This is a genomic window from Niveispirillum sp. FG148 (assembly GCF_057809655.1).
Window position 1 is genome coordinate 97,729 of the sequence record NZ_JBMDKJ010000017.1, and the last position, 22,952, is coordinate 120,680.

The 22,952-nt window shown below is 65.4% G+C and carries 20 protein-coding genes; 16 read left to right on the forward strand and 4 right to left on the reverse strand.

Annotation, left to right across the window (positions count from 1 at the left end):
- Positions 1-26: 26 nt before the first annotated feature.
- The 8 genes from ACODTW_RS17680 (at position 27) to ACODTW_RS17715 (ending at position 9,628) form a co-directional block, all read left to right on the forward strand.
- Positions 27-1,190: an acyl-CoA dehydrogenase family protein gene (locus ACODTW_RS17680; protein ID WP_488947380.1), complete on the forward strand. Its 1,164-nt coding sequence runs from the start codon at positions 27-29 to the stop codon at positions 1,188-1,190.
- A gap of 32 nt (positions 1,191-1,222) precedes the next feature.
- A complete protein-coding gene (locus ACODTW_RS17685; RefSeq protein ID WP_488947381.1) occupies positions 1,223-2,029 on the forward strand; it encodes an SDR family NAD(P)-dependent oxidoreductase in 807 nt (268 codons plus the stop codon).
- Positions 2,030-2,219: 190 nt separating this feature from the next.
- Positions 2,220-4,886 (forward strand): winged helix-turn-helix domain-containing protein, encoded by a 2,667-nt coding sequence (locus ACODTW_RS17690; RefSeq protein ID WP_488947382.1) that lies wholly within the window; start codon positions 2,220-2,222, stop codon positions 4,884-4,886.
- Positions 4,887-4,923: 37 nt separating this feature from the next.
- Positions 4,924-6,036, forward strand: a complete 1,113-nt coding sequence (locus tag ACODTW_RS17695; RefSeq protein ID WP_488947383.1) for a CaiB/BaiF CoA transferase family protein — start codon at positions 4,924-4,926, stop codon at positions 6,034-6,036.
- Between the two features lie 54 nt (positions 6,037-6,090).
- Entirely contained in the window at positions 6,091-7,101 is a 1,011-nt protein-coding gene (locus ACODTW_RS17700) for a zinc-binding dehydrogenase (RefSeq protein ID WP_488947384.1), read from the forward strand.
- A gap of 1 nt (position 7,102) precedes the next feature.
- Positions 7,103-7,885 carry an SDR family oxidoreductase gene (locus tag ACODTW_RS17705; RefSeq protein WP_488947385.1) on the forward strand — a complete coding sequence of 261 codons (783 nt, stop codon included), beginning with the start codon at positions 7,103-7,105 and terminating at the stop codon, positions 7,883-7,885.
- A 24-nt stretch (positions 7,886-7,909) separates the two neighbouring features.
- On the forward strand, positions 7,910-8,659 hold the full coding sequence (locus tag ACODTW_RS17710) for an electron transfer flavoprotein subunit beta/FixA family protein (RefSeq protein ID WP_488946175.1): 750 nt from the start codon (positions 7,910-7,912) through the stop codon (positions 8,657-8,659).
- Between the two features lie 30 nt (positions 8,660-8,689).
- Entirely contained in the window at positions 8,690-9,628 is a 939-nt protein-coding gene (locus ACODTW_RS17715) for an electron transfer flavoprotein subunit alpha/FixB family protein (protein ID WP_488947386.1), read from the forward strand.
- Positions 9,629-9,769: 141 nt separating this feature from the next.
- Here the strand turns inward: ACODTW_RS17715 and ACODTW_RS17720 are convergent, their stop codons facing one another.
- Positions 9,770-10,432, reverse strand: coding sequence for a GntR family transcriptional regulator (locus ACODTW_RS17720; protein ID WP_488947387.1), 663 nt, complete (start codon positions 10,430-10,432; stop codon positions 9,770-9,772).
- Positions 10,433-10,584: 152 nt separating this feature from the next.
- On the opposite strand from ACODTW_RS17720, the gene ACODTW_RS17725 reads away from it, so the two are divergent.
- Genes ACODTW_RS17725 through ACODTW_RS17740 form a run of 4 tightly spaced genes read left to right on the forward strand, consistent with a single transcriptional unit; the run spans position 10,585 to position 14,324 of the window.
- Positions 10,585-11,175: a cysteine hydrolase family protein gene (locus ACODTW_RS17725; RefSeq protein WP_488947388.1), complete on the forward strand. Its 591-nt coding sequence runs from the start codon at positions 10,585-10,587 to the stop codon at positions 11,173-11,175.
- A gap of 9 nt (positions 11,176-11,184) precedes the next feature.
- A complete protein-coding gene (locus ACODTW_RS17730) occupies positions 11,185-12,054 on the forward strand; it encodes an isocitrate lyase/PEP mutase family protein (protein WP_488947389.1) in 870 nt (289 codons plus the stop codon).
- Between the two features lie 42 nt (positions 12,055-12,096).
- Positions 12,097-13,536, forward strand: a complete 1,440-nt coding sequence (gene tcuA / locus ACODTW_RS17735; RefSeq protein WP_488947390.1) for an FAD-dependent tricarballylate dehydrogenase TcuA — start codon at positions 12,097-12,099, stop codon at positions 13,534-13,536.
- Positions 13,533-14,324: an SDR family NAD(P)-dependent oxidoreductase gene (locus ACODTW_RS17740; protein WP_488947391.1), complete on the forward strand. Its 792-nt coding sequence runs from the start codon at positions 13,533-13,535 to the stop codon at positions 14,322-14,324. The genes tcuA and ACODTW_RS17740 overlap by 4 nt, the downstream gene beginning before the upstream one ends.
- A 17-nt stretch (positions 14,325-14,341) precedes the next feature.
- Here ACODTW_RS17740 and ACODTW_RS17745 read toward each other — a convergent pair whose 3' ends face one another.
- The 3 genes from ACODTW_RS17745 to ACODTW_RS17755 all read right to left on the reverse strand — a co-directional run bounded on the left by ACODTW_RS17745 (position 14,342) and on the right by ACODTW_RS17755 (position 18,946).
- Positions 14,342-15,370, reverse strand: coding sequence for an SMP-30/gluconolactonase/LRE family protein (locus ACODTW_RS17745; RefSeq protein ID WP_488947392.1), 1,029 nt, complete (start codon positions 15,368-15,370; stop codon positions 14,342-14,344).
- A gap of 153 nt (positions 15,371-15,523) precedes the next feature.
- Positions 15,524-17,794 (reverse strand): TonB-dependent receptor, encoded by a 2,271-nt coding sequence (locus ACODTW_RS17750; RefSeq protein WP_488947393.1) that lies wholly within the window; start codon positions 17,792-17,794, stop codon positions 15,524-15,526.
- Positions 17,795-18,016: 222 nt separating this feature from the next.
- Complete coding sequence (locus tag ACODTW_RS17755; protein WP_488947394.1) at positions 18,017-18,946, reverse strand: LysR family transcriptional regulator; 930 nt, start codon at positions 18,944-18,946, stop codon at positions 18,017-18,019.
- Positions 18,947-19,368: 422 nt separating this feature from the next.
- Here ACODTW_RS17755 and ACODTW_RS17760 point away from each other — a divergent pair, with 422 nt between their 5' ends.
- The 4 genes from ACODTW_RS17760 to ACODTW_RS17775 are packed head-to-tail and all read left to right on the forward strand — an operon-like array spanning position 19,369 to position 22,952.
- On the forward strand, positions 19,369-20,280 hold the full coding sequence (locus ACODTW_RS17760; protein ID WP_488947395.1) for a VOC family protein: 912 nt from the start codon (positions 19,369-19,371) through the stop codon (positions 20,278-20,280).
- A 42-nt stretch (positions 20,281-20,322) separates the two neighbouring features.
- On the forward strand, positions 20,323-21,207 hold the full coding sequence (locus tag ACODTW_RS17765) for an alpha/beta fold hydrolase (RefSeq protein ID WP_488947396.1): 885 nt from the start codon (positions 20,323-20,325) through the stop codon (positions 21,205-21,207).
- Positions 21,207-21,728, forward strand: a complete 522-nt coding sequence (locus ACODTW_RS17770; protein ID WP_488947397.1) for a flavin reductase family protein — start codon at positions 21,207-21,209, stop codon at positions 21,726-21,728. Before ACODTW_RS17765 ends, ACODTW_RS17770 begins: the two co-directional genes overlap by 1 nt.
- 27 nt (positions 21,729-21,755) lie before the next feature.
- A complete protein-coding gene (locus ACODTW_RS17775; protein ID WP_488947398.1) occupies positions 21,756-22,952 on the forward strand; it encodes an acyl-CoA dehydrogenase family protein in 1,197 nt (398 codons plus the stop codon).

A 22,952-nucleotide genomic window follows, 5' to 3' on the forward strand; every position in this document is an offset into this window, starting at 1 on the left:
CAACAAAATCCCAAGGAGCATATGTCATGGATTTCAATCTTCCCGAGGAATACCGCGCCTTCCGTGACGGTGTCCGCCGCTGGGTGGAGGCGGAGGCGCCGAAGGCCTGGGCGCGCGATCTGGAAAAGGACGAGCACAATTATCCTTTCGTGCTGTGGGATAAATTCTCCGAGGCCGGGTTCCATGGTGTCGGCATTTCCGAAGAATATGACGGCCAGGGCGGCGATGTGCTGATGCAGATGATCCTGGCCCGCGAACTGGCGCGTACGCTGGGCGGGCTGGCCTGGATCTGGGGCATCACCTCCTTTGCCGGGTCGAAATCCATCGGCATCTATGGCAGCGAGGCGCAGAAGAAGAAGTACCTGCCGCTGATCGCCACCGGCAAGCTGCGGGCCGCCATCTCCTTCACCGAACCGTCCGGGGGCACCGACCTTCTGGGTTCCATGCGCACCACGGCCACGCGGGTCGACGGCGGCTGGAAGCTGAACGGAGAAAAGATCTGGAGTTCGTCGGCCCATGTTGCCGACTATCTGCTGGTCATTGCGCGCTCCAACCGCAATGTCGCCAAGAACCACCAGGGCCTGTCCCTGTTCTGGGTTTCCACCAAGTCGCCGGGCATCAAGGTGGCGTCGCTGGCCAAGCTGGGCATGCGGTCCATGGGCTCCTGCACGGTGCATTTCGACGATGTGTTCGTGCCGGATGAGGATGTGCTGGGGGAGCCGGACAAGGCCTGGTACATGCTGCTGCCGACGCTCAATAACGAACGCATCATGGTCGGCGCCTTCTGCCTGGGCGTCATCGACGGGGTGCTGGAGGATGCGCTGGACTATGCCAAGCAGCGCCAGGCCTTCGGCCGCACCATCGGCCAGTTCCAGGCCATCCAGCATTACATCGCCGATATCGCCACCATGCAGACCAGCACCGAACTGATGCTGCATTACTGCGCCTGGAAACAGGCGTCCGGCCAGCCGGTGGGCAATGAAGCCAACATGCTGAAGCTGATCGCCTCGGAGAATGCCAACAAGGCGGCCGATCTGGGCATCCAGATCCTGGGCGGCATGGGCTATTCGGCGGAAACCGACATGCAGCGCTACTGGCGCGACAGCCGCCTGTGGCGCATCGGTCCCATCACCAACGAGATGGTGCGCAACGGCATCGCGGAGAGCCTGGGCCTCCCGCGCTCGTTCTGAGGGGGACGGCAATGGGACCGTTACAAGGAGAAGTGGCTATCGTTACCGGGGCAGGGCGCGGCATCGGCCGCGCCATCGCCTTGAAGCTGGCGGGTGCCGGTGCCGCAGTCATCGTCAATGATCTGGATGAAGGACCGGCGGCCGACGTGGTCGCCGCCATCCGGGCCGCCGGCGGACAGCCGGAAGCCTGCGCCGGTGACGTGCTGGCGTCCGGATTTGCCGAACGGTTCGTGGCGCTGGCGGCGGAGCGGTTCGGCAATCTGACCATCATCGTCAACAATGCCGGCTACACCTGGGACAATGTCATCCAGAAGACCGCGGACGAGCAGTGGGAGGCCATGATCGGCATCCACCTGACGGCCCCCTTCCGCGTACTGCGCGCGGCTCAGCCGGTCATCGGCGCGGCGGTCAAGGCGGAACGGGCGGCTGGCACGCCGCCGCGTCGGCGCAGCGTCGTCAACATCTCCTCCATCGCCGGGCTGGGCGGCAATCCGGGGCAGGTGGGTTACGCCGCCGGCAAGGCCGGGGTGACCGGCCTGACGAAAACGCTGGCCAAGGAATGGGGCCGCTACAATATCACGGTCAATGCCGTGGCCTTCGGCGTGATCCTGACGCGGCTGACCGACGCGGAACAAAGCGGTGGCAGCATCGACATGGCCGGTCGCGCCATCAAGGTTGGCATCAGCGCCGAACTGCGCAGTGCGGCCGAAAGCGCCATTCCGCTGGGCCGTGCCGGTACGCCCGAAGACGCGGCCGGGGCCGTCTATCTTCTGTGCCTGCCGGAAGCCGGATATGTCAGCGGGCAGGTCCTGACCTGCGGCGGCGGCTACACGCTGTAGCGTGGTGAATACAAACGCGTTACCCTATCCATGGATAGGGGATGAACCATGTTTCCCCCTCTATGTTCCTTCCTGCCGCCCTGTTTTAGCCGGCGCCCGCATTTCAGCCCAAGGAGGTACGACCCGGCATCGGAACGGTCCATCAAGCCCCGCGAAAACAAAAAACAGCGTCAGGCAATGGGAGGAAACAATGGGTATCATCTCCGCCATGGTCGGGTCCGCGCCCCTGCGCAGCGGCCCCCTGGTGCAACGTTCGCGTTTGGACGACCTGCTGGATGCGGTCGACCGGTCCCGCGTCACCCTGGTGCATGCACCGGCGGGTTATGGCAAGACCACCGTTCTGCGCGGCTGGGCCGATGGGCTGCGCAGCCGGAACCGCCCGGTCCTTTGGCTGGCGGCGCGCGGCGGCATGCGGGGGGCGGAGGATTTCCGCTCCTGTCTGTGGGCGGCGGCGGCACGCTGTGACCTTGCCCGTCCCTTGCCGGCACCTGAAGGATCGGCGGAGGACCTGCTGGCCCTGCTGATCGGCGATGGTGCCCGTCGGCCGGTGCTGATCGTGGATGATGCGCATCTGTTGACGGCCGACACGCACAGCCTGATCGAACGCCTTGTCGTCACCATGCGTGATGCCATGACCACCATCCTGGTTGCGCGCGGCCGCAACAGGGTGCCGCTCGCGCGGCTGCGGTCGCTGGGCATGCTGGTGGAAGTGGGTGAACAGGAACTGCGCTTCACGGCAGAGGAGACGGAAGCCTGGGTTACCGCTCATGGCGGGGGACCGAGGGAGGGGGCGGCGCTGGCAGCGCGCACCGATGGCTGGGTGGCTGGTCTGGTGATGGCGCAGCGGCTCGCGGGTCTGGAGGAGGCCAGCCGCTGGACCCGTTTCGCCCGGGATGTCGGTGATTATTTTGAAGAGGAGGTGCTGGCCGGCATCGACCCGGCCATCGCGGCCTTTCTGACCGACACAGCGGTGCTGGACAATCTGACCCCGGCCTCGTGCGAGGCGTTGACCGGCCGGAAGGACAGCCGCCGGCTTCTGATCGAGATCGAGGCGGCGGGCCTGTTTCTGACCCTGGTCGATATCGACACATCGCGGTACGTCCTGAACCCGCTGCTGCGGCATTTGATGCGGCGGCGGCTGACGGAGGACATGCCCGCCCATGCCGCGGAAATGCACCGGCGGGCGGGGCGCTATTTCATGTCCATTCAGGAATCGCTGCCGGCCATTGCCCATGCCCAGTCCAGCGGCGATCTGGATTTCCTGGCCGACTGCCTGGATGCCATGGCGGAGACGGCCACCTATGCCGGGCATCTGCTGCAACTGGACAGCATCGCCGGCGTCCTGTCCTGGCCACAGCTTGAAGGCCGGCCCAGCCTGTTGCTACTGCTGGCCTGGCGGCGTATCCGGGGGCTGGCCTTCACGCCCGCACAGAAGATGATCGATGCCGCCGCCGACTGTATCGAAGCGCAGACGGCGGCGGGGCTGCTGCCCCCGCATCAGGCCCTGCACCTGCGCCGCCTGGTCGAGCACCGGTCCATCATTCTGGCCGCCGCCCGCGACGACATGACCATGGTGGAGACGCGGGCACAGGCGCTGCTGGCGGAACTGGGGGATGATTACCCCTATCTCAGTTGCACGATGCTGGCGCAGCTGATGGCGGCGCGGCGGGAACTGTACCATTTCCGCGACATCCTGAAGCTGGAGGCGGAAACCCGCCGGGCCCTGGAACTGCCGGGCGTGCGCTTCGCCTCCATCGCCTTGAAATCATCGGTCGCCCCCACCTTCATGGTGCAGGGCAAGGTGGAGGCCGCCCGCGCCCTTCTGCGCGAAGCGCTGGAGATCGCGGAGGATTTCGCCGGCAAGGGATCGCCGCTGGCGGCGCTGCCGGCCCTGCCGCTGGCCGAACTGCTGTATGATTGCGGGGACCTGGGGGGCGCCGACGATCTGGTGAAACGCTATGTGGGCGTGGCGCGGCAACTGGGCTTTCTGGACCAGCTGGCCGCCGGCTATCTTGTCCGGGCCAAGCTGCTGGCGGCGCGCGGACAGATCGATGCGGCGTTGACGGCGCTGGAAGGGGCGCATCTGGTGGCCATCGAATGCGGTCTGGACCGGCTGCGCGCCTATGTCGTGGCGGAGCAGGTCCGCCTGCTGCTGCGCGACGGCCAGCCGCAGAAGGCCGCTGCCGCGTTCGAGGCGGGCGACCTGTCACTGGATGACGAGCCGCTGCCGACCATGAACCCGACCCGTCGGCAGGAAAGTGTCGCCATCGCCTGGTTGCGGCTGGAAATCCATGCCCATCGGCTGATCCGGGCGCGCAAGGTAGCCAAGCGCTGGAGCGTGTTTGTCCGTCGGGCAGGCGCCCTGCGCTCCGCCGTGGCCTTCGAGTTGCTGCTGGCCCAGATCGCCCTGCTGGACGGGGATCGGCAGGAGGCGCGCCGCGCCGTGCGTGAGGCGGTCACCCTGGCGGCCCCCGCCGGCTGGACCCGCATCTTCCTGGATGAGGGGGAGGCGGTGGGCACCTTGCTGGTCGATGCCTACGGACACGGTCCCGTGATGGATACGCCGGTCGACCGGTTTGCCGCTAAGCTGGCCTCTTCCTTCACCGGCATCATTCCCTTCCTGGATGTGGATGAGGAAGAGATGGGCGATAGCCAGCCCAGCAGCCGCCTATCGCCCCGTGAGCTGGAAGTGCTGGGCATGGTGGGGGCGGGCCTGCGCAACAAGGAGATCGGCAACCGCCTCGGCCTCACCGAGGGGACGGTCAAATGGTACATGCAGCAGGTCTACGACAAGCTGGGCGTTCGCCGCCGGCCGCAGACCGTCATCAAGGCGCGCCAGCTTGGGCTGATGGTGTGAGCCATCGCGGCCGGCCGGCATCGCGGGAAGGAAAGCCATGACACAAATGCCAAGCGGCCCCCTTTTCGGGCTGCGTGTGGTCGAGCTTGACGCCATCGGACCTGTGCCGCTGGCGGCCATGCTGCTGGCCGATATGGGTTGCGATGTGCTGCGCATCACCCGCCCCCCCTATCCGGGGGCGGCATGGGAGGATGTGGGCGGGGCCATCCTGCATCGGGGCCGGCACAGCCTGACGCTGGATCTGAAATCGGCGGCGGGCCGGGCCGACCTCTTGTCGCTGGTGGCCGGGGCCGATGCCCTGATCGAAGGCTATCGGCCCGGCGTCATGGAACGGATGGGGCTGGGACCGGCCGAATGCCTGACCCGCAACCCCAGGCTGGTCTATGGCCGCATGACCGGGTGGGGACAGACGGGACCGCTGGCGCCCCGCGCGGGGCACGATATCAACTATATCGCCGTCGCGGGCATCCTGCATGCCATCGGGGCGGCGGGACAGCCGCCGACAGTGCCGTTGAATGTCATCGGCGATTATGGCGGCGGGGCCATGTTCCTGCTGGCCGGGCTGCTGGCCGGGCTGCTGTCGGCCGCAAGGATCGGCAAGGGGCAGGTTGTGGATGCCGCCATGACCGATGGAACGGCAGTAATGACCAGCCTGTTCCAGGCCTTTCTGCATACGGGTCAGTGGCATGACCGGCGGGAAGCAAACCTGCTGGACGGGTTCGCCCCCTTCTATCGCTGCTACGAATGCGCAGACGGGCGCCATGTGGCCGTGGGTGCGCTGGAACCGCCCTTTTTCGCGCAATTGCTGGCGGGTCTGGGCCTGCCGCCGGGGCGGTTCGTGCAATATGATCAGGCCGGCTGGCCCGCCATGGCGCAGGCATTCGCGGCGATCTTCCGCACCCGGTCGCGCGATGTCTGGGCCGCCCATTTTGCCCAGGGGGATGCCTGCGTCTCTCCCGTCCTGTCGCTGACCGAGGCACCGGAGCATCCGCATAACCGCGCGCGGGAGACCTTCACTACCCTGGCCGGCGTGCCGCAGCCCGGGACGGCGCCGCGTTTTTCCGCCACGCCGGGCAGTGTGCGCCCGGCGTCCGGCGCACTGGATCTGCCGACGGCCCTGGCACGCTGGGCCCTGCCGGCCGACAGGTGATGGCCGGCCCCCAGGTGACCCATGCTGTCCCCGTGCATCATCGGAGGAAACATCATGCGTGCCCTGATCCTGCGTTCGGCCACGGGGCCGGACGCCGCCCGCCTGGAGGAGGTACCGGTTCCCGCCCCTGTCGAAGGGGAGGTCCGCGTGGCGCTGAGGGCTGCGGCCCTGAACCATCGCGAACTCTGGATTGCGCGCGGGCAATATCCGGGCATGACCCTGCCTGCCATCCTGGGGGCTGACGGGGCGGGAGTGATCGATGCTGTCGGGCCGGGTGTCGATCCGGCGCGGGCGGGGGAGGCGGTGCTGCTCTATCCCGGCCTGCGCTGGGGGGATGATCCCGACTATCCGGGGGCAGCGTTCGGCCTGTTGGGCATGCCAGGACCCGGCACCATCGCCCAGTCCGTCTGCGTGCCCGCCGCCAGTGCGGTACCATTGCCACCGCATCTGGATTTCGCACAGGCTGCCGCCCTGCCCCTGGCGGGCCTGACGGCGTGGCGCGGGCTGGTGACCAAGGCCGGGTTGCGGGCCGGGGAGAAGCTGCTGGTCACCGGTGTCGGTGGTGGGGTGGCGACCTTCGCCCTGCTGTTCGGTGTAGCCATGGGAGCGGAGGTGTTTGTCACCAGCGGTTCGGAGGCGACGCTGGCGAAGGCTGCGGCGCTGGGTGCCCGCGCGGGGTTCAATTATCGCGACGAGAATTGGCGCAAGGCGCTGGCCAAACAGTCCGGTGGCATCAATGTGGTGTTCGACGGGGCGCCCGGCGCCTCCTATGCCCAATATGGCCGGGCGCTGGCCATGGGCGCGCGGGTGGTGCTGTACGGATCGACGGGCGGCACGGATTTCACCGTGAATGCGCCGGAACTGTTCCTGAAGAATCTGCGCCTGATCGGCACCAATGTCGGCAACCCGGCGGAATTCGCCGCCATGGTGGCCTTTGTCGCAGAGCGCGGGCTGACACCTTCCATCGACCGTCGCTTCCCCCTGGCCGCCGCCGCCGAAGCCCTGGCCTATCTGGAACAGGGACATGGGTTCGGCAAGATCATCATCGATATTGAAGGGGCATGAGATGATGGCTGATCTGTTCTCCCTGTCGGGCAAGCGGGCGCTGGTCACCGGCGGGGCGCAGGGGCTGGGCCGCATGATCGCGGAAGGGTTGCTGCGTGCCGGTGCCCAGGTCACCATCACCTCCCGCAAGCCCGAGATCTGCGCCGGTGCTGCGGCGGAAATGTCGGCCCTGGGCACCTGTCTGGCCCTGCCGTCGGACCTGTCGACGCCGGAAGCCGTGGTCGATCTGGCCGAGCGCTATCGCAAGCAGGCCGGTGGCCTCGACATCCTGGTCAACAATGCCGGCAAGACCTGGGGCGCGCCGATTGAGGATTTTCCGGACAAGGCCTGGTCTTCGGTCATGACCGTCAATGTGCATACGCCGTTCAAGCTGGTGCAGCAGTTCCTGCCCGATCTGACCGCTGGCAATCGGACTGGCGACCCGGCCCGCATCATCAATATCGGATCGGTGGCCGGCGTGGCGATCGAACCGTTGCAGGCCTATTCCTACGGTGCCAGCAAGGCGGCGATCCACCAGTTGAGCCGGCAGCTGGCCAAGGATCTGGCCGACCGCCACATCACCGTCAACGCCGTGCTGCCCGGCTTTTTTCCCACCGCGATGACAGCCCATCTGCGCGATGGCGACGACGCGCCCAAGGGGGCCTTGCAGGGCCATATTCCGCTGGGTCGCCTGGGCCGAGCCGACGATATCGCCGGCATCGTCATTTTCCTCTGCTCCCGCGCCGGTGCCTATGTCACCGGTGCTGAAATCCCGGTCGATGGCGGCATCCTGGGGTGCCGCTGACCCAACCTCCCAAGAGATCATCCAATGAAAGTACTGGTCGCCGTGAAGCGGGTTGTTGATTACAACGTCAAGATCCGCGTGAAGCCCGACAATAGCGGTGTCGAGCTTGCGAATGTGAAGATGTCGATGAACCCGTTCGACGAGATCGCGGTTGAAGAAGCCGTGCGGTTGAAGGAAGCGGGCAAGGCGACAGAGATCGTGGTCGTTTCGATCGGGCCTGCGGGCGCGCAGGAGACGATCCGGACGGCGCTGGCCATGGGCGGCGACCGTGGGGTGCTGGTGCAGACCGACGCCGAGGTGCAGCCGCTGGCGGTTGCCAAGCTGCTGAAGGCCGTGGTGGCCAAGGAAAGCCCGGATCTGGTGATCCTGGGCAAGCAGGCCATCGACGATGACAGCAACCAGACGGGCCAGGCTTTGGCCGCCTTGCTGGGCTGGGGCCAGGGCACGTTCGCGTCCAAGGTGGCGCCGGCCGATGGCAAGGTTGCCGTGACGCGTGAGATCGATGGTGGTCTGGAGACGGTGGAACTGAAGCTGCCGGCGGTGGTCACCACCGACCTGCGCCTGAACGAGCCGCGCTATGCCTCGCTGCCCAACATCATGAAGGCGAAGAAGAAGCCGATCGAGACGGTGGCGCCGGACGCGCTGGGCGTGGACATCACCCCGCGCCTGACCACGCTGAAGGTGACGGAGCCGGCCAAGCGCAAGGGCGGCGTGAAGGTCGCCAGCGTGGAAGAGCTGGTCGCCAAGCTGCGCGACGAAGCCCGCGTCATCTGATCCGCCAACCGTCTTCAAAGGATAAGCAACATGAGCATTCTGGTTGTTGCCGAGCCCTCGACGGGCGCGGTGAAGAAGCCGACCCTGACAACGCTGGGGGCGGCTGCCAAGATCGGTGGCGCGACGCATGTTCTGGTCGCCGGTGTAGGTGTGGGCGAGGCGGGTGCCGCCGCTTCCAAGGCCGCCGGCGTGGCCAAGGCGCTGGTCGCCGACAGTGCCGAATATGCCCACCCGCTGGCCGAGAATTTCGCGCCGCTGGTGGTGGCCGCGGTGAAGGCGGGTGGTTACAGCCATGTGCTGTTCACCGCCACCACCTTCGGCAAGAACCTGGCCCCGCGCGTGGCGGCCCTGCTGGATGTGCAGCAGATCAGCGAGATCAGCGGCGTCATCGATGCCGACACGTTCGAACGCCCGATCTATGCCGGCAATGCCATCGCCACCGTGAAGTCGTCGGACGCGATCAAGGTCATCACCGTGCGCGGCACGGCGTTTGAGGCGGCGGCGGAAGCCGGCGGTGCGGGGGCGGTGGAAGCCATCGCCGCCACGGGTGACGCCGGCCTGTCGACCTTCGTGTCGGCCGAACTGACCAAGTCGGAACGTCCGGAACTGACCTCCGCCCGCGTCATCGTCTCGGGCGGTCGCGGCATGCAGTCGGGCGACAATTTCGTGCTGCTGGATGCCCTGGCCGACAAGCTGGGTGCCGCCGTCGGTGCGTCGCGCGCGGCGGTGGATGCCGGTTTCGTGCCCAACGATTACCAGGTCGGCCAGACCGGCAAGATCGTGGCCCCGGAACTGTACATCGCCGTCGGCATCAGCGGCGCCATCCAGCACCTGGCCGGCATGAAGGACAGCAAGGTCATCGTCGCCATCAACAAGGATGAAGAGGCGCCGATGTTCCAGGTGGCCGATTACGGCATCGTCGGCGACCTGTTCAAGCTGGTTCCGGAACTGACTGAGGCCATGGGGTGAGGGCGACAGGCTGCAGGTCAAGTCCTGCAGCCTCGCTCAAACCTTCTGCCGTTGGCCAGCCCCGCTCCCCCGCCATCGGCGGGACAGCCCCTGCGCTGGCGCAAACGGTGTCCGTATTCGAAAATGCGCTGATGACGCTCGTCAGCCGACCATCGCCACCATATGTTCGCGGGCATTGCGCAGATGGCGGCGCATGGCGGCCTCTGCCGCGTCGGCATCACGCGCCTCAAGCGCCTGCACGATGGCCACATGTTCGGCATAGGCGTCGGATGCCCGGCGGTTCAGCGTGCTGGACTTGTACCGATAGATGCGCAGCAGGTCGTAAAGCTCTCCGCACAGCATGTTGATCAGCCGCTGGTTGCCACTGCCCATGATGATGCGGTGGTGGAAGTCGAAGTCCGCCCCTTCCTGCAAATAGCCGGAGCCGGTGCGCACCCCTTCCAGCTGACCATGTTCGCCCAGCAACCGCCGCAATCCGGCCAGTTCCCCATCGGTCATGTGCCTGGCGGCCAGACGCGCCGCCATGCCCTCCAGCGCTTCGCGTACCAGCAGCAGCTCGTGCAGATCCTCCCGCGACAGCGAGGCGATGCGGGCGCCGAAATTCGGTTTGCGTTCGATCAGACGCCGCCCCTCCAGCCTGCTGATCGCCTCGCGCAGGGGGCCCCGGCTGACCCCCAGATTCTTCGCCAGCGCCTGTTCGCTGATGCGGTCGCCCGGCGCCAGCTCGCCGCTGATGATCGCGGCCTCCAACTGTCGGGTGATCATGTCCACAAGGGACTGGGGCGTTACGGGCTGCAGGGTCATGGGCGGTTCTGACTGAGGGTGCGTCGCAAGCGGGAGGCGCTCCCGCGCTGAATTAATAGGACCGCCCGCGCCATTTGCAAAGCGTAAAGGGCTTGCGTTGTAGGAGTGAGAACTGTAGACAGTATGAAAGTAGACAAACTTAAAGGCACATCATGACTGACACCGCCCTGCTGCTGATCGACCTTCAGAACGAAATGGTGGACCCCGCCGGCAAGATCGGCGGCGGTGGCCTGGCACGCGCCGCGGCGGAGGCCGGGGTGCTGGACAATGCGTCGCGCGTCCTGGCGGCTGCCCGCGCGGCGGGGTTGGCCATTGTCCATGTCCGTCTGGGGTTCCAGCCCGGCCATCTGGATGCGCTCAGCGTGGCCCCGCGCATCGCCCGGCTGAAGGAACATGGCGCCGCCCTGCTGGGCACCTGGGGAACGGAGTTTCCGACCGCTGTCGCGCCGGCCGACGGCGAACTGGTCGTCACCAAGCAATGCGTCAATCCGTTCTACAATACCGGTCTGCTGAACTGGCTGCTGCACAAGGGAATCCGCCGCGTGGTCATTGGCGGGGTGGCGACCAATCTGGCCGTGGAAAGTGCTGTCCGCGCCGCCGACGATGCCGGTCTGGCCCCCGTCGTGCTGAAGGATTGCTGTGCAGCGCCTAATCCGGACTGGCACCGTTTCTCGATTGAAAACATCATTCCCGTCTTCGGGTCGACCAGCACGGCCGACGCCTTCATCCAGTCGCTGGGCTGAGGGGTTGCCATGCGCCCTACCACCCGGCTGAAGCAAATGGCCCTGCGGCGGGAGGCGATCCTGGTGCCGGGGGCCGCCAACGCCCTGTTCGCCCGCGTCGTGGAGGCGGCGGGCTTTGAATGTGCCTATATCACCGGGGCCGGCATCGCCAACATGCGTCTGGGGGCCCCTGATATTGGTCTGACAACCTTGAGTGAGATTGTTGATGTTGTCTGGTCCACGGCTGATGCGGTCGATCTGCCCCTGATCGTGGATGCCGATACGGGCTTCGGCAACGCGCTGAACGCCTATCGCAGCATGCGCATGCTGGAGCGGGCGGGCGCGGCCGCCCTGCAGATCGAGGACCAGGTGTTCCCTAAACGCTGCGGCCATTTTGCCGGCAAGCAGGTCGTGCCGGTCAATGAGATGGTGCAGAAGATCCGCGCCGTGGCCGATGCCCGCATCGATGGTGACCTGTCGATCATCGCCCGTACCGATGCGCTGGCCATCGACGGGATCGACGCTGCGCTGGACCGGGCGCGCGCCTATCTGGACGCCGGCGCCGACATCACTTTTGTCGAAGCCCCCACCGACGAGGCGCAGATGCGTCGCATCGCCCGGGAATTGGACGCGCCACAGGTGGCCAACATCGTCTTTGGCGGGCGCACGCCCGAGCCAGGGGTGGAAAGGCTGCGCGATATGGGCTTTGCCTTTGTCCTTTATGCCAATGCCGCGTTGCAGGCTGCCCTTCTGGCATCGCGCGAAGTGCTGGAGGCGCTGCGGCGGCATGGGGCCCTGGCCTCGGTCGCCGACCGCCTGGCTTCTTTCGAGGTGCGACAGCAGGCAGTGGCCAAGGATGTCTGGGATGCGCGCGAGGCGCGATACGGCGGAAACGAATAAGGGCAGCCGCCCAGCGGCGGCGCATAGGGGAGGAAACGCACTGTGCATGACGTGATCGTGGTGGGATCGGGCGTTGCCGGCCTGTCGGCGGCCCTGTCGGCAGCTGAAAAGGGACTGTCCGTCCTGGTCGTCGAACGCGCGCCGGAAGGGGAGCATGGCGGCAATACCCGCTATACCGAGGCCTATCTGCGCATGAAAAGCGTCGACGAGGTTGCCGACGATTTCCATGAGCATTTCGCCGCCAATGCCGGCGGCTATGTCGACCCGACCTTCCTGCGCGAGATGGCGCTGGATTACGCCAACTGGTCGCCGCTGGCGCGGGCGCAGAGCATGGCCGATCCGGAACTGATCGCCGGCTTTGCCGATGCGGCCGGTCCGACGCTGCGCTGGCTGGAAAGTGCGGGCGTGCGCTTCGACTTCCTGCCCACGGCCTTCCTGACGACGACGACGACGCGATTGCTGCCGGTCGGTGGCGGTCTGGCCATCGTCGAGACGCTGACCGACCGGTGCAAGGCGGCGGGAGTGACCTTCCTGTTCGATACGACGGCCCGGTCCCTGCGGCGGTCCCCGGAAGGGGCAGTGGCCGGCATTGTCGCCCGCGACCGTCAGGGGCGGGAGGTCCATCACGCTGCCCGCGCCGTCATCCTGGCCAGCGGCGGTTTCGAGGGCAATCCGGAGATGCTGGCCCGCTATCTGGGACCGCGTGCCATCAATCTGCGGCCCGTGGCCCGCGGCGGGCATTACAACAAGGGCGAGGGCATCCAGATGGCGCTGCAGGTCGGGGCCGCGCCCAATGGCGATTTCGGCAGCTATCATGCCGAACCCATCGACCCCCGGTCGGGCGTGGCGGAGCCGGCGATCTTCGCCTTTCCCTATGGCATTCTGGTCAACAAGGACGGGTGCCGCTTCACCGACGAGGCGCCGGGAACCGTCGATGCCCATTATGAGAATGTCACCCGCCGCATCTATGAACAGCGCGACGGCATTGCCTGGCTGATCCTGGATGCGGGGATCGAACAGGTGCCCAACTGGCGCAAGGCCGTCCGAACGGATCAGCCGCCGGTCAGCGCCGCGACCCTGGCCGATCTGGCCCACGCCATCCAGGTTGATCCGGCAACGCTGGGCGCGACCGTCGCGGCCTATAATGCGGCCTGCCGTCCGGGGGATTTCCGGCCGCTGGTGCTGGACGGGCTGGCGACGGAGGGGCTGGAACCGCCCAAATCCAACTGGGCGCGGCCGCTTGAACACGGGCCCTATCTGGCCTATCCCGTCATTTCGGCCAATGTCTTCACCTTCGGCGGTCTGAAGGTCGATGCACAGGCGCGTGTGCTGGATCAGGACGGTGCACCGATCCAGGGACTCTATGCGGCGGGGGAGACGATGGGCCTCTATTACCGCGTCTATACCGGTTCGACGTCGGTCCTGCGCGGGGCCGTGTTCGGGCGTCTGGCCGCGCTTCATATTGCCGGGACCGCAGCATGAGCGGGCAGGAATATGCGCCCGTCGCCGTTGATCTGCGGGGTCGGACCGCGCTGGTGACCGGGGCCGCGGGTGGATTGGGGGACGCCATTGCCCGCCGGCTGGGCCATGCGGGGGCGACGCTGTTCCTGACGGACCGGTCGCCCTGTGACCGGCTGGCGGCCGACCTGCGGGCGGAGGGGATCACTCTTTTCGAGCAGCCGGCCGACATCGCCGATGCCGTTTCCGTGGAGGCACTGGTCAACGCAGCGGCGGCCATGGGCGGGATCGACATTCTGGTGACGGCGGCCGGCGTCACTTCCGCCGGTGCGTTCGAAACCATCACGGACATGGAATGGGATCGCGTCCATTCCATCAATCTGAAGGGCGTATTCCTGACCTGCCGCGCCGTCCTGCCGCATATGAAGGCCCGCGGTTGGGGGCGCATCGTCAATATCGGTTCGGTCCTGGCCAAGAATGGCGGCAACCCGCGCCCCTGGCTGGATCCGGAGGAGCAGAAGGCGGCCGCCAATGCCGCCTATGCCGCGTCGAAGGCCGGCGTGCATGCCCTGACCCTGTGTCTGGCCAAGGAGGTGGCGTCCTTCGGCGTCACCGCCAACGCCATTGCCCCCGGCCCCATCGAAAGCGCCATGACCACCGCCTTTCCCGCGGCGCTGAAGGCGCAGATCCCGCTGGGCCGCCTGGGCCGCGCGGACGAGGTGGCGGCCCTGGCCGCCTTCCTCTGCTCGCGCGAGGCGGCCTTCATCACGGGGGAGATCATCGACGTGAATGGCGGACTCTGGCCGGATTGAGGGGGCGGCGGGGGGCATCATCGGCCCCCGCTTCCGGCCATGCGCAAGCGCAATATCCGGTCACCCACCACGGTGCCGACCCAGATGTCCGCACCGACCTGTGCCGCAACGCTGGCCATGCCGAAATCCGCATCCGACCGGCGGGTCACGGGGCGTGGCTGCAGCGTCCGCGGATCAAGGACATCGATCGCCAGGGCGGACGGGCAGGGCCCTTCCGCCATCAGGCATTTCCAGCCATCGCCGACGCTGGTCGTCTGCCCGGTGACCAGGATTTCGCCATCATTCGACCAGCGCAGATTGTCGGGCATATAGGGCAGTTCCGGGGAGCGGTTTGCGTCACCGCTGCCATCCAGCGGTACGCGCAGAACGCGTCGTTCAGCCCAGGCCGCCACGATCACAGCATGCCCGTCCGGCGTCACCAGCACACCATTGGCACCCGACGCCGCCGATCCCGGAACGGCGCGCCAGCCCGCACCCGGCGCCCATTGCAGCACTTCGCCCGTCTTTTCCCCTTGCGCCATGCGCGGTGAATGATCGGGGTCGCGGCTGTCGAACATCTTTGAGATGACGAACCCGCCGCCCGGCACCGCTGCCACGCCATTGGCGAACACGCCGTCCGGCACCGCCACGCAGGTGATGAAGCGCGCAGTCGGCTTGTCCCCGGAGAGGTCCAGCCGAAAGATCTCGACGCTTTCCCGTTCACCGTGATTCACGACATGAAGGATGCTGCCCCCCCGTTCACTGGGGGTGACGTGGATGCCGTGCGGCTTCAGCGCGCCGGGAGCCAGGGCCGGACCGCAGGCCCCGGCATCCGGCCGGTCCGCCGGCAGCAGGGCGAGCGGGGACAGGGCCAGGCTGCGGCTGTCGAGCAGATGCAGACCGGCCTGATCGTCGGTCGGTTTGGCAGCGATGGCACTGACCAGAACCCAGCGGCCGCCGGGCAGGGCGACAATATCTTCTGGTCGCGCCGGCCCGTGGATCAGGTCGGGCGCGGTATCGGTTGCCGCAGCGGGGGGCCGGGTCAGGCCGGCGGCAAATATCGCCAAGCCAGTTGCCACCATAGCGGCCGTTCGCCAATGCCGGTGATAACGTCGGATATGGCGCCGATGGTTGGATGGGGTCATGGCCACTCCACGGGTGAAAATGCAGAATGGCCGGCATCCGCGGCAACGCGGATGCCGGCCGCTGGTCGCGGACGATCAGAACGCGTAGGTAAGGCGTGCAAACCATTCGCGTGGGCGTCCGACCACACCGCGGATGACACCCAGGCCCGCCGGTCCCAGACCGGACGCGTAATATTGCTTGTCGAACAGGTTGGTAGCACCCACCGCCAGGGTGACGTTCGTACCCGCCGGCGTGAAGGTGCCCTGGATGTTGACCAGAGGCAGGGCGGCGGTGATGCCCGGGGTGTTCAGCGGATTGAAATAGATCTTGCTGCGATAGCTGTAGTCGGCGGCAAGGGTGAAATCACCGGCCCCTTCCACCTGGAAATCATACCGGGCGGCCAGCGACAGCGTCCATTTGGGCGTGCCCATCAGCTTGCTGTCTTTGGTGATCTCCGTCGCGGTCGGGCTGACTTCCGTAAAATAGGCGTCCAGATAGCCCAGCGTGGCGGTCAGTTCGAAGCCCCGGAAGGGGACGGCGCTCAACTCCGCCTCGATGCCCTTGATCTTGGCGCCGGCCGCGTTCTCCTGCCCCAGCAGCAAGGTCACACCATCGGCGGCCAGGGAGGAGACGGCGAATTGCATATCCTTATAATCATTCAGGAACGCCGCCAGGTTCAGGCGCATGCGGCGATCCATGAATTCCGATTTCACACCGGCTTCGTAGGTCCAGACATATTCGGGATTGAAGGGGCCTTCCGTGCCGGGGGCCGCGGCGCGGCCATTGAAACCGCCGCTCTTGAAGCCCTTGCCGACCGAGGCATAGGTCATCAGGCTGTCGTCCCACTTGTAATTGACACCCAGGCGGGGCGTCCAGGCCGACCAGTCGGCCGTGTGGTCGGCGGGGGCCAGTTCATAAATTCCCGCCACATCACGCAGGGTGGAGATGTTGGCCTTCTTCTTTTCATAGGTGAAGCGCAGGCCGCCTGTGACCGACAGCTTCTCGGTCAGGAAATAGTCGGCCTGACCATAGGCGGCATAGCTGCTCTGGGTCTGATAGGTGGCGACATAACGGTCGTTGAAACCCCGAAACGGGAAGATCGGCAGGTCGCTCATGATATCGACATCGATCATGTGCGAGGCCTTTTCCCGCAGGTAGAACAGACCGGTCGTATAGTGCAGGCGATCATCGAATGCCGTGCCTGACGCCTTGAACTCCTGGGTGAACTGGTGCTGGTGGATATCGTCCTTTTCCTCCAGCATGTGGAAGGGAGTACCGTCCAGGTCACCGGAATTGACCAGATCGCTGGAGCGGTAGCTGGTGGTGGAGGTCAGGGTCGTGTTGTCGCCGATGGTCCATTCGCCCACGCCGCTGACGCCCCAGATATCCTGGTCGATGTAATTGTCGCCGGTGGCGTAGCTTTCATGGAGCTTGTCGGTATCGTACCGGTCCAGGCCGCCCGGGCTCAGCAGCTTGTAAAGCCCCGCCGGCATGTCAGTGAAGCGACCGGCATAACGATAGGGGCCATGCTGTGTGCGTGCCCGCGTATAGTCACCGGCGACATCGTAGGAGAAATTCTCCGACGGGGTCCAGCGCAGGGCCAGGCGGCCCGCCTGGGAATCCATGTCCCCCTGACGTTCGCCCGGCTGCAGCACGCGCTTGATGAAGCCGTCGCGCCGTTGCACCAGCACCGATGCCGACGCTGCCAGAACGCCCGGTTCCAGCGGGCCCGACAGTTTCACATGCGCGTCGCGGCGATCGTAGGAACCGATCGTACCGGTCACCGATCCCTTGAAATCATCGCCGGGTCGCCGCGTCACCACATTGATGGCACCGCCCAGCGCGTTCTTGCCATAAAGCGTGCCCTGCGGCCCCCGCAACACCTCAATCCGCTCTACATCGGCCAGATCCAACAGATTGCCCGTGGTGCGGGCCAGATAGACACCGTCCAGATAGACGCCGACACCAGGGTCGGTGGTGATCATATAGTCGAACTGGCCGATGCCGCGGATAAAGGCCTGGCCGGAATCGGCCACGCCGAACCCGCCTGGATAGATGGCAACGCCCGGCGTGAAACGAGAGATATCGTCCAATTGTCCGGCGGAGCGCATCTCCAGCGCATCGGCGCTGAATGCCGTGACGGCCACAGGTGCATCCTGAAGCCGTTCTTCCACGCGGCGGGCCGTAACCACGATCTCTTCCAGCGCAAAACTCTCATTGCTGCCCGGTTCGACCGCCAGGGCCGGCAGCGCCAGTGCGCAGGCCGCCGTGGATATCAGGGCCGTCGCCCCGTGCCGACGGATGGCGGCACCGATTGTGCCGAGGGCGCGACCGGCCTTCGGGCCAGCCTTGAAAAAACGGATCATGTTACCTCCCCTTTGTGTCGAGGTCCGAGCCTGTCCGATCGTCAACTGTCTACAGTTTTTCAGGGCAGAATGACGCCGACGGAAACGGCACGACTTTTTACGGCTTTGAACGCCGCCACGAAGAAGGTGGCGAAGTTGGGGGTATCGGCAAAACGATATGTTTCGAAAGCCACTATCAATAAAATCGATAGTCATTGATTTCAGAACGGTACGATGCCGGCGCTACCGGTCGGCCTTGTCCGGCAGGGTCCAGCCGCCGCAGGCTTCCACCAATGACGTCCGTAGCCAGAGATGCGACTTGTCATCGTCATGTGCCGACTTCCAGGCCATGGAGATGTCCAGAGGCGACATGGGCAGTGGCGGGGTGATCCATTTCAGCGGTAGCCCGGATGGTGACGCTTCGATCATGCGCCGCGGCACGATGGCGACGGCGTCGCTGTTCAGCACGATGCGCAGGAAGACCAGATAGTTGGTCATGGTGATCTTGTAATTGGGGCCGTCACCCAGGTCATCCCAAAGCAACGATTCGTGACTGAAGGTGGCGCGTGGAACGGCCGAATAGCCGACATGGGGCAAGGCTATGAACGCGCCGGCCGGCATGCCTTCATAAAGCGCGTCATTGTCCGCATGGGCGATGCAGACATACTGGTCGCGGTATAGATGCTGGCGGCGCAGCCCCGTGACCCGCAGGGCATTCATGGGGAAGATGAACAGGTCGATGTCGGGCAGACTGCCCTTGTTGATCAGCTGCGGCTTGATTTCCACAAAATCCAGGGTCAGCGCCCCCTGGCCCGGCCCCATCCGCTTCAGCAATTCCGGGCCGACCATTGCGGCCACGTAATCCGCGGTGGCAATCACCAGATGATGTTCGACATCGGCCAGCTTGCCGCGTGCCTTTTCCAGCACGGATCGCACGCCCGACAGAACCTCGCTGACATCGGGCATCAACTGGCTGGCCAGCGGCGTGGGCACCATTTCGTGTCCGTTCCAGACGAAGACGTCATCGTCCAACTGTTCGCGCAGCCGGTTCAGGGTTGCACTGACCGTGGACTGCGCCAGGTTCAACTGGCGTGCCGCCGCACTGACGCTGCGCGTCGTCCAGATCGCATCCATCAGGGTCAGAAGATTGATGTCGAAATCCCGCAGGCGCATTGTCTTATCGATCCTCTCGATACTGGTTATCTAAAAATATCGCATTGCGCGATAATGCCAACTGCATGACGATGGCGGCAATGGAGCTGCCCGAAGAGGCGATGCTCCCCCAGCAAGAATAAAATTGCATACCGGTCACAGACAGAACAGAGCTGCGATTGGAAATATGCAAGGGGAGGAAACCAAAATGAACAAGATGGAATCGTTCGTCTAGAATCTGCCCTCATTCCCGACAAATAGCCGGGGATGCCAGAAATTCTCTGACAATACGCCTCATTCGACAGGGGTTCGCCAATAGTGTTCGTTGGCGACCATCGGTGACTTGCGACTTGCAGCAGCGGCTTACCCGGTTTTGCCGGGAGGCACGCGTGGTATCGTGCCGCGCGGCCGCCGCGGCTGGCCCGAACCCGAAGAGAGAAGCCATGGCCGAGCTATCCAACCTTGCCTATATCGTGCTGCAGGCGTCCGACCTTCCACGGTGGGAAGACTTTGCTGTCAATATCATCGGCATGCAGGCCGGTGCGCGCGGTGACGGGACCCTGGACCTGCGCGTCGACGAATATCCCTGGCGCATCCGCCTTGAGCAGGGCCCCGCCGACGATCTGATGGCCGCCGGCTGGGTGTTGGACGATGAAGCAACGCTGCAAGCCTATGTCGCCCAGGTTCGCACCGCCGGGGGTGACGTTCGCTTGGCAGACGCCGATCTGGCGCGGTCACGGGGTGTTCAGACCCTGTACGTTCTGGAAGACCCCATCGGTTTCCGGCACGAGTTCTTCCATGGCCGCGTGGCTGCCGATACGCCCTTCAAATCGGATCGGCTGACCGGTCCCGGTTTCAGGACGGGCGACCTTGGTCTGGGCCATATCCTGCCCGTGGCCAAGGATTATGCCGCGTCCAAGCGCTTCTATACCGATGTGATGGGCCTTCGGCTCAGCGACATCATCCGCGAGGAACTGGCCCCCGGCATTGTGGCCGATGCCACCTTCTTCCATGCCAAGACCGGTCGCCACCATTCGCTGGCCACGGGCCAGTTCCCGTCGCAGCGTCGCCTGAACCACTTCATGGTCGAACTGATGTCCATGGATGACGTCGGCTTTGCCTATGACCGGGCCCGCAAGGCCGGTTACCGCATCCTGCTGCATCTGGGCCACCACCCGAACGACAAGATGTTCTCCTTTTACGTGGAGGCGCCGTCCGGCTTCGGGGTGGAGATCGGACATGGCGGCATCGTCATCGACGACCGCGATTGGCAGGTGGTCACCCATCACAAGATGAGCGACTGGGGCCATCAGCGCGCCGCCTCCCTGATCGGCGAACCCACGGCGAACGCCTGATCCCGCCGTTTCCCCCAATTTCATTGGAAAGGTTGCACCCGCATGTCCATCTGGCTGGATTTTTTTGGGGCCGAGATCCGTTATGTCGACACACCGACCTTCGGCAGGACCCGTATTGCCGAAGCGGGCAGGGGAAATTCGGAAACCCTGTTTCTGATGCACGGCATCGGCGGCCATATCGAGGCCTATGCCAAGAATGTGGTGCCGCTGGGCGAGACGTTCCATGTCGTGGCCTTCGACTTTGTCGGCCACGGTCTGTCCGCCAAGCCCACCGACATCGCCTATCAACCGGCCACCTATGTCGCGCATCTGCGTGAACTGATGGATGTGATGGGGGTCCAGCGCGCCCACATTTCCGGCGAGTCCCTGGGCGGGCTGGTGGCGGCGGCTTTTGCCGTCCAGTATCCGGAACGCACGTTGAGGACGGTGCTGAACACCGCCGGCGGCATCCCCATCGTCAGCGAGAAAGGGCGCAAGGATCTGGCCGATCTGGCCGAACTGTCGGCCCGCAATGTCGGCAAGCCGCCGACGGCCGAAACGGTCCGGGCCCGCATGCAGTGGCTGATCCATGAAAGCAACTGGGAACGGCTGCTGGACGATGAACTGATCGAAAGCCGGGTGCGCATCTATCGCCAGCCCGATTTCCAGGCGGCTGCCCCGCTGGTCTTCGCCCGCCTGAACCGCGCCGCGGGCGGCAACACCTCTCCCGACATGGTGGAGATTGAACGGATCGAGGCTGAAAGCCTGCTGTTCTGGACCAAGTACAACCCCATCCATGACGTGGATGCGGCCGAGGCGGCGTTGCCGCGCCTGAAGCATGGCAAGCTTTATGTCATGAAGGGCGATGCCGCCCACTGGCCGCAGTATGAATGGCCGGACGAGTTCAACAACGTCGTCAGCCATTACCTGCTGACGGGCGAAATCTGATGAAAGCCGGCCCCGCCCCGTCCCCCACCCTGTTTCGCCAGGGGATGCGCCGTCTGGCCGGTGCCTGCTGCATCGTCACCTCCGCCCCGGCCGGTGCCGACCGGGATGGCTGGTCGGGACTGACGGCCACCGCCGTCAGTTCCCTGACCGCTGAGCCGCCCCGTCTTCTCACCTGTGTAAACAGGTCGGTCTGGGCGCATCGGGTCATCACCGACAGCGGTGTGGTCGGCATCAACGTGCTGGCAGCCGATCAGGAGACCCTGGCCAGGCGCTTCGCCGGCCAGGGTGACTGCGACCCGGCGGCCAAATTCCAGGCCGGTTCCTGGCGGCAGGATGCGGTGACCGGCGCCCCGCTGCTGGACGATGCCCTGGTGGGCTTCGGCTGCCGGGTGTTCCAAGCCATCGATGCCGGAACCCACGACATCTTCATCTGCGACGTCCTCTCCGTGCGGCTGCCGGAAGGCGATGCCTCTCCCCTCATCTATTTCAGCGGTGCGTTCCGGACGGTCCCCGCGATCTGACGCCGCCTTGCGCCAAGGAAACAAGCCATGACCTCAATCGCCGCCCTCAGCCCGGCCACGTCCATACCCACCCCGGAAGAACTGGTCGCCCGGGCCCGCGCGATGATCCCCATGCTGCGCGAACGCGCGGACGAGGTGGAACGCCGCCGTTCCGTGCCGCCGGACATCATCAAGGGCTTTGTCGATGCCGGGTTCTTCCGCATCCTGCAACCACGCCGCTGGGGCGGGTATGAGATGAACCCCATCGTGCTGATGCGGGTGTTGCAGGAACTGGGCCGTGGCTGTGGCAGCAGCGCCTGGAACATGATGATCCTGGGCATCCATACCTGGGAATTCGGCCTGATGGACCCGCGCGCCGGCGATGATGTCTGGGGCACGGACCAGAATGCCATCGTCGCTTCTTCCTACCCACCGGCCGGGACACTGACGGAGGTGGAGGGCGGCTATGTCCTGAACGGACGCTGGCCCACCTCCAGCGGCTGCGACCATGGGCATTGGGCCTTCATCGGCGCCCTGAAGAAGGATGCCGAAGGCCGGCCCGTGGACCGCTACGCCCTGCTGGTCCCGGCCAGTGACTATGAGATCATTGACGACTGGCACGTTTTCGGTCTGGCCGGCACGGGCAGCAAGAGCCTGCTGCTGAAGGATGTCTTCGTGCCCACCCACCGTTGCCACAGCATGCTGGACTATACACTGACCGACCGCGGGTCGATGTATCTGTTCCCGTTCAACATGATCTTCTATTCGGCCGTGTCGTCGGTGATCCTGGGCTTTGCCCGCGGCGCCGTCGATATCTTCATCGAGCAGATGAAGGTGCGCAAGGATATGGGCACGGGCCTGCCTACGGCCCTCAGCCCCTATGTCAAGGACCGTCTGGCCAATGCTGTGGCCAAGGTGCGGTCATCCAGCGCCCGGCTCGAACAGATGATCGCGGAGACGACGCCCAAGGTGGAACGGCGCGAGATGATCCCGCTGGAAGATCGCGTGCATTACATGCTGGACAGCGCCCGCGTCGGGCGGGAGGCGGAAGAAGCGGTGCTGCTGTTGTTCAAGGCCCTGTCGGCCCGCGGCATCTATTCGTCCAACCCCATGCAGCGGGTGCTGCGCGACACGCTGGCCGGCGCCAACCACATCACGCAGGATGCCGACAACAATGCGGGCGTGCTGGGCGGGATGCTGCTGGGCCAGCCCATTCCGCCGCTGATGTATACGCGGCCGGAATAA

Coding starts and splice junctions, on each gene's coding strand:
- ACODTW_RS17680 (WP_488947380.1), top strand. CDS start 27: ATGGATTTCAATCTTCCCGAGGAATACCGCGCCTTCCGTGACGGTGTC.
- ACODTW_RS17690 (WP_488947382.1), top strand. CDS start 2,220: ATGGGTATCATCTCCGCCATGGTCGGGTCCGCGCCCCTGCGCAGCGGC.
- ACODTW_RS17695 (WP_488947383.1), top strand. CDS start 4,924: ATGACACAAATGCCAAGCGGCCCCCTTTTCGGGCTGCGTGTGGTCGAG.
- ACODTW_RS17700 (WP_488947384.1), top strand. CDS start 6,091: ATGCGTGCCCTGATCCTGCGTTCGGCCACGGGGCCGGACGCCGCCCGC.
- ACODTW_RS17705 (WP_488947385.1), top strand. CDS start 7,103: ATGATGGCTGATCTGTTCTCCCTGTCGGGCAAGCGGGCGCTGGTCACC.
- ACODTW_RS17710 (WP_488946175.1), top strand. CDS start 7,910: ATGAAAGTACTGGTCGCCGTGAAGCGGGTTGTTGATTACAACGTCAAG.
- ACODTW_RS17715 (WP_488947386.1), top strand. CDS start 8,690: ATGAGCATTCTGGTTGTTGCCGAGCCCTCGACGGGCGCGGTGAAGAAG.
- ACODTW_RS17720 (WP_488947387.1), bottom strand. CDS start 10,432: ATGACCCTGCAGCCCGTAACGCCCCAGTCCCTTGTGGACATGATCACC.
- ACODTW_RS17725 (WP_488947388.1), top strand. CDS start 10,585: ATGACTGACACCGCCCTGCTGCTGATCGACCTTCAGAACGAAATGGTG.
- ACODTW_RS17730 (WP_488947389.1), top strand. CDS start 11,185: ATGCGCCCTACCACCCGGCTGAAGCAAATGGCCCTGCGGCGGGAGGCG.
- ACODTW_RS17740 (WP_488947391.1), top strand. CDS start 13,533: ATGAGCGGGCAGGAATATGCGCCCGTCGCCGTTGATCTGCGGGGTCGG.
- ACODTW_RS17750 (WP_488947393.1), bottom strand. CDS start 17,794: ATGATCCGTTTTTTCAAGGCTGGCCCGAAGGCCGGTCGCGCCCTCGGC.
- ACODTW_RS17755 (WP_488947394.1), bottom strand. CDS start 18,946: ATGCGCCTGCGGGATTTCGACATCAATCTTCTGACCCTGATGGATGCG.
- ACODTW_RS17760 (WP_488947395.1), top strand. CDS start 19,369: ATGGCCGAGCTATCCAACCTTGCCTATATCGTGCTGCAGGCGTCCGAC.
- ACODTW_RS17765 (WP_488947396.1), top strand. CDS start 20,323: ATGTCCATCTGGCTGGATTTTTTTGGGGCCGAGATCCGTTATGTCGAC.
- ACODTW_RS17770 (WP_488947397.1), top strand. CDS start 21,207: ATGAAAGCCGGCCCCGCCCCGTCCCCCACCCTGTTTCGCCAGGGGATG.
- ACODTW_RS17775 (WP_488947398.1), top strand. CDS start 21,756: ATGACCTCAATCGCCGCCCTCAGCCCGGCCACGTCCATACCCACCCCG.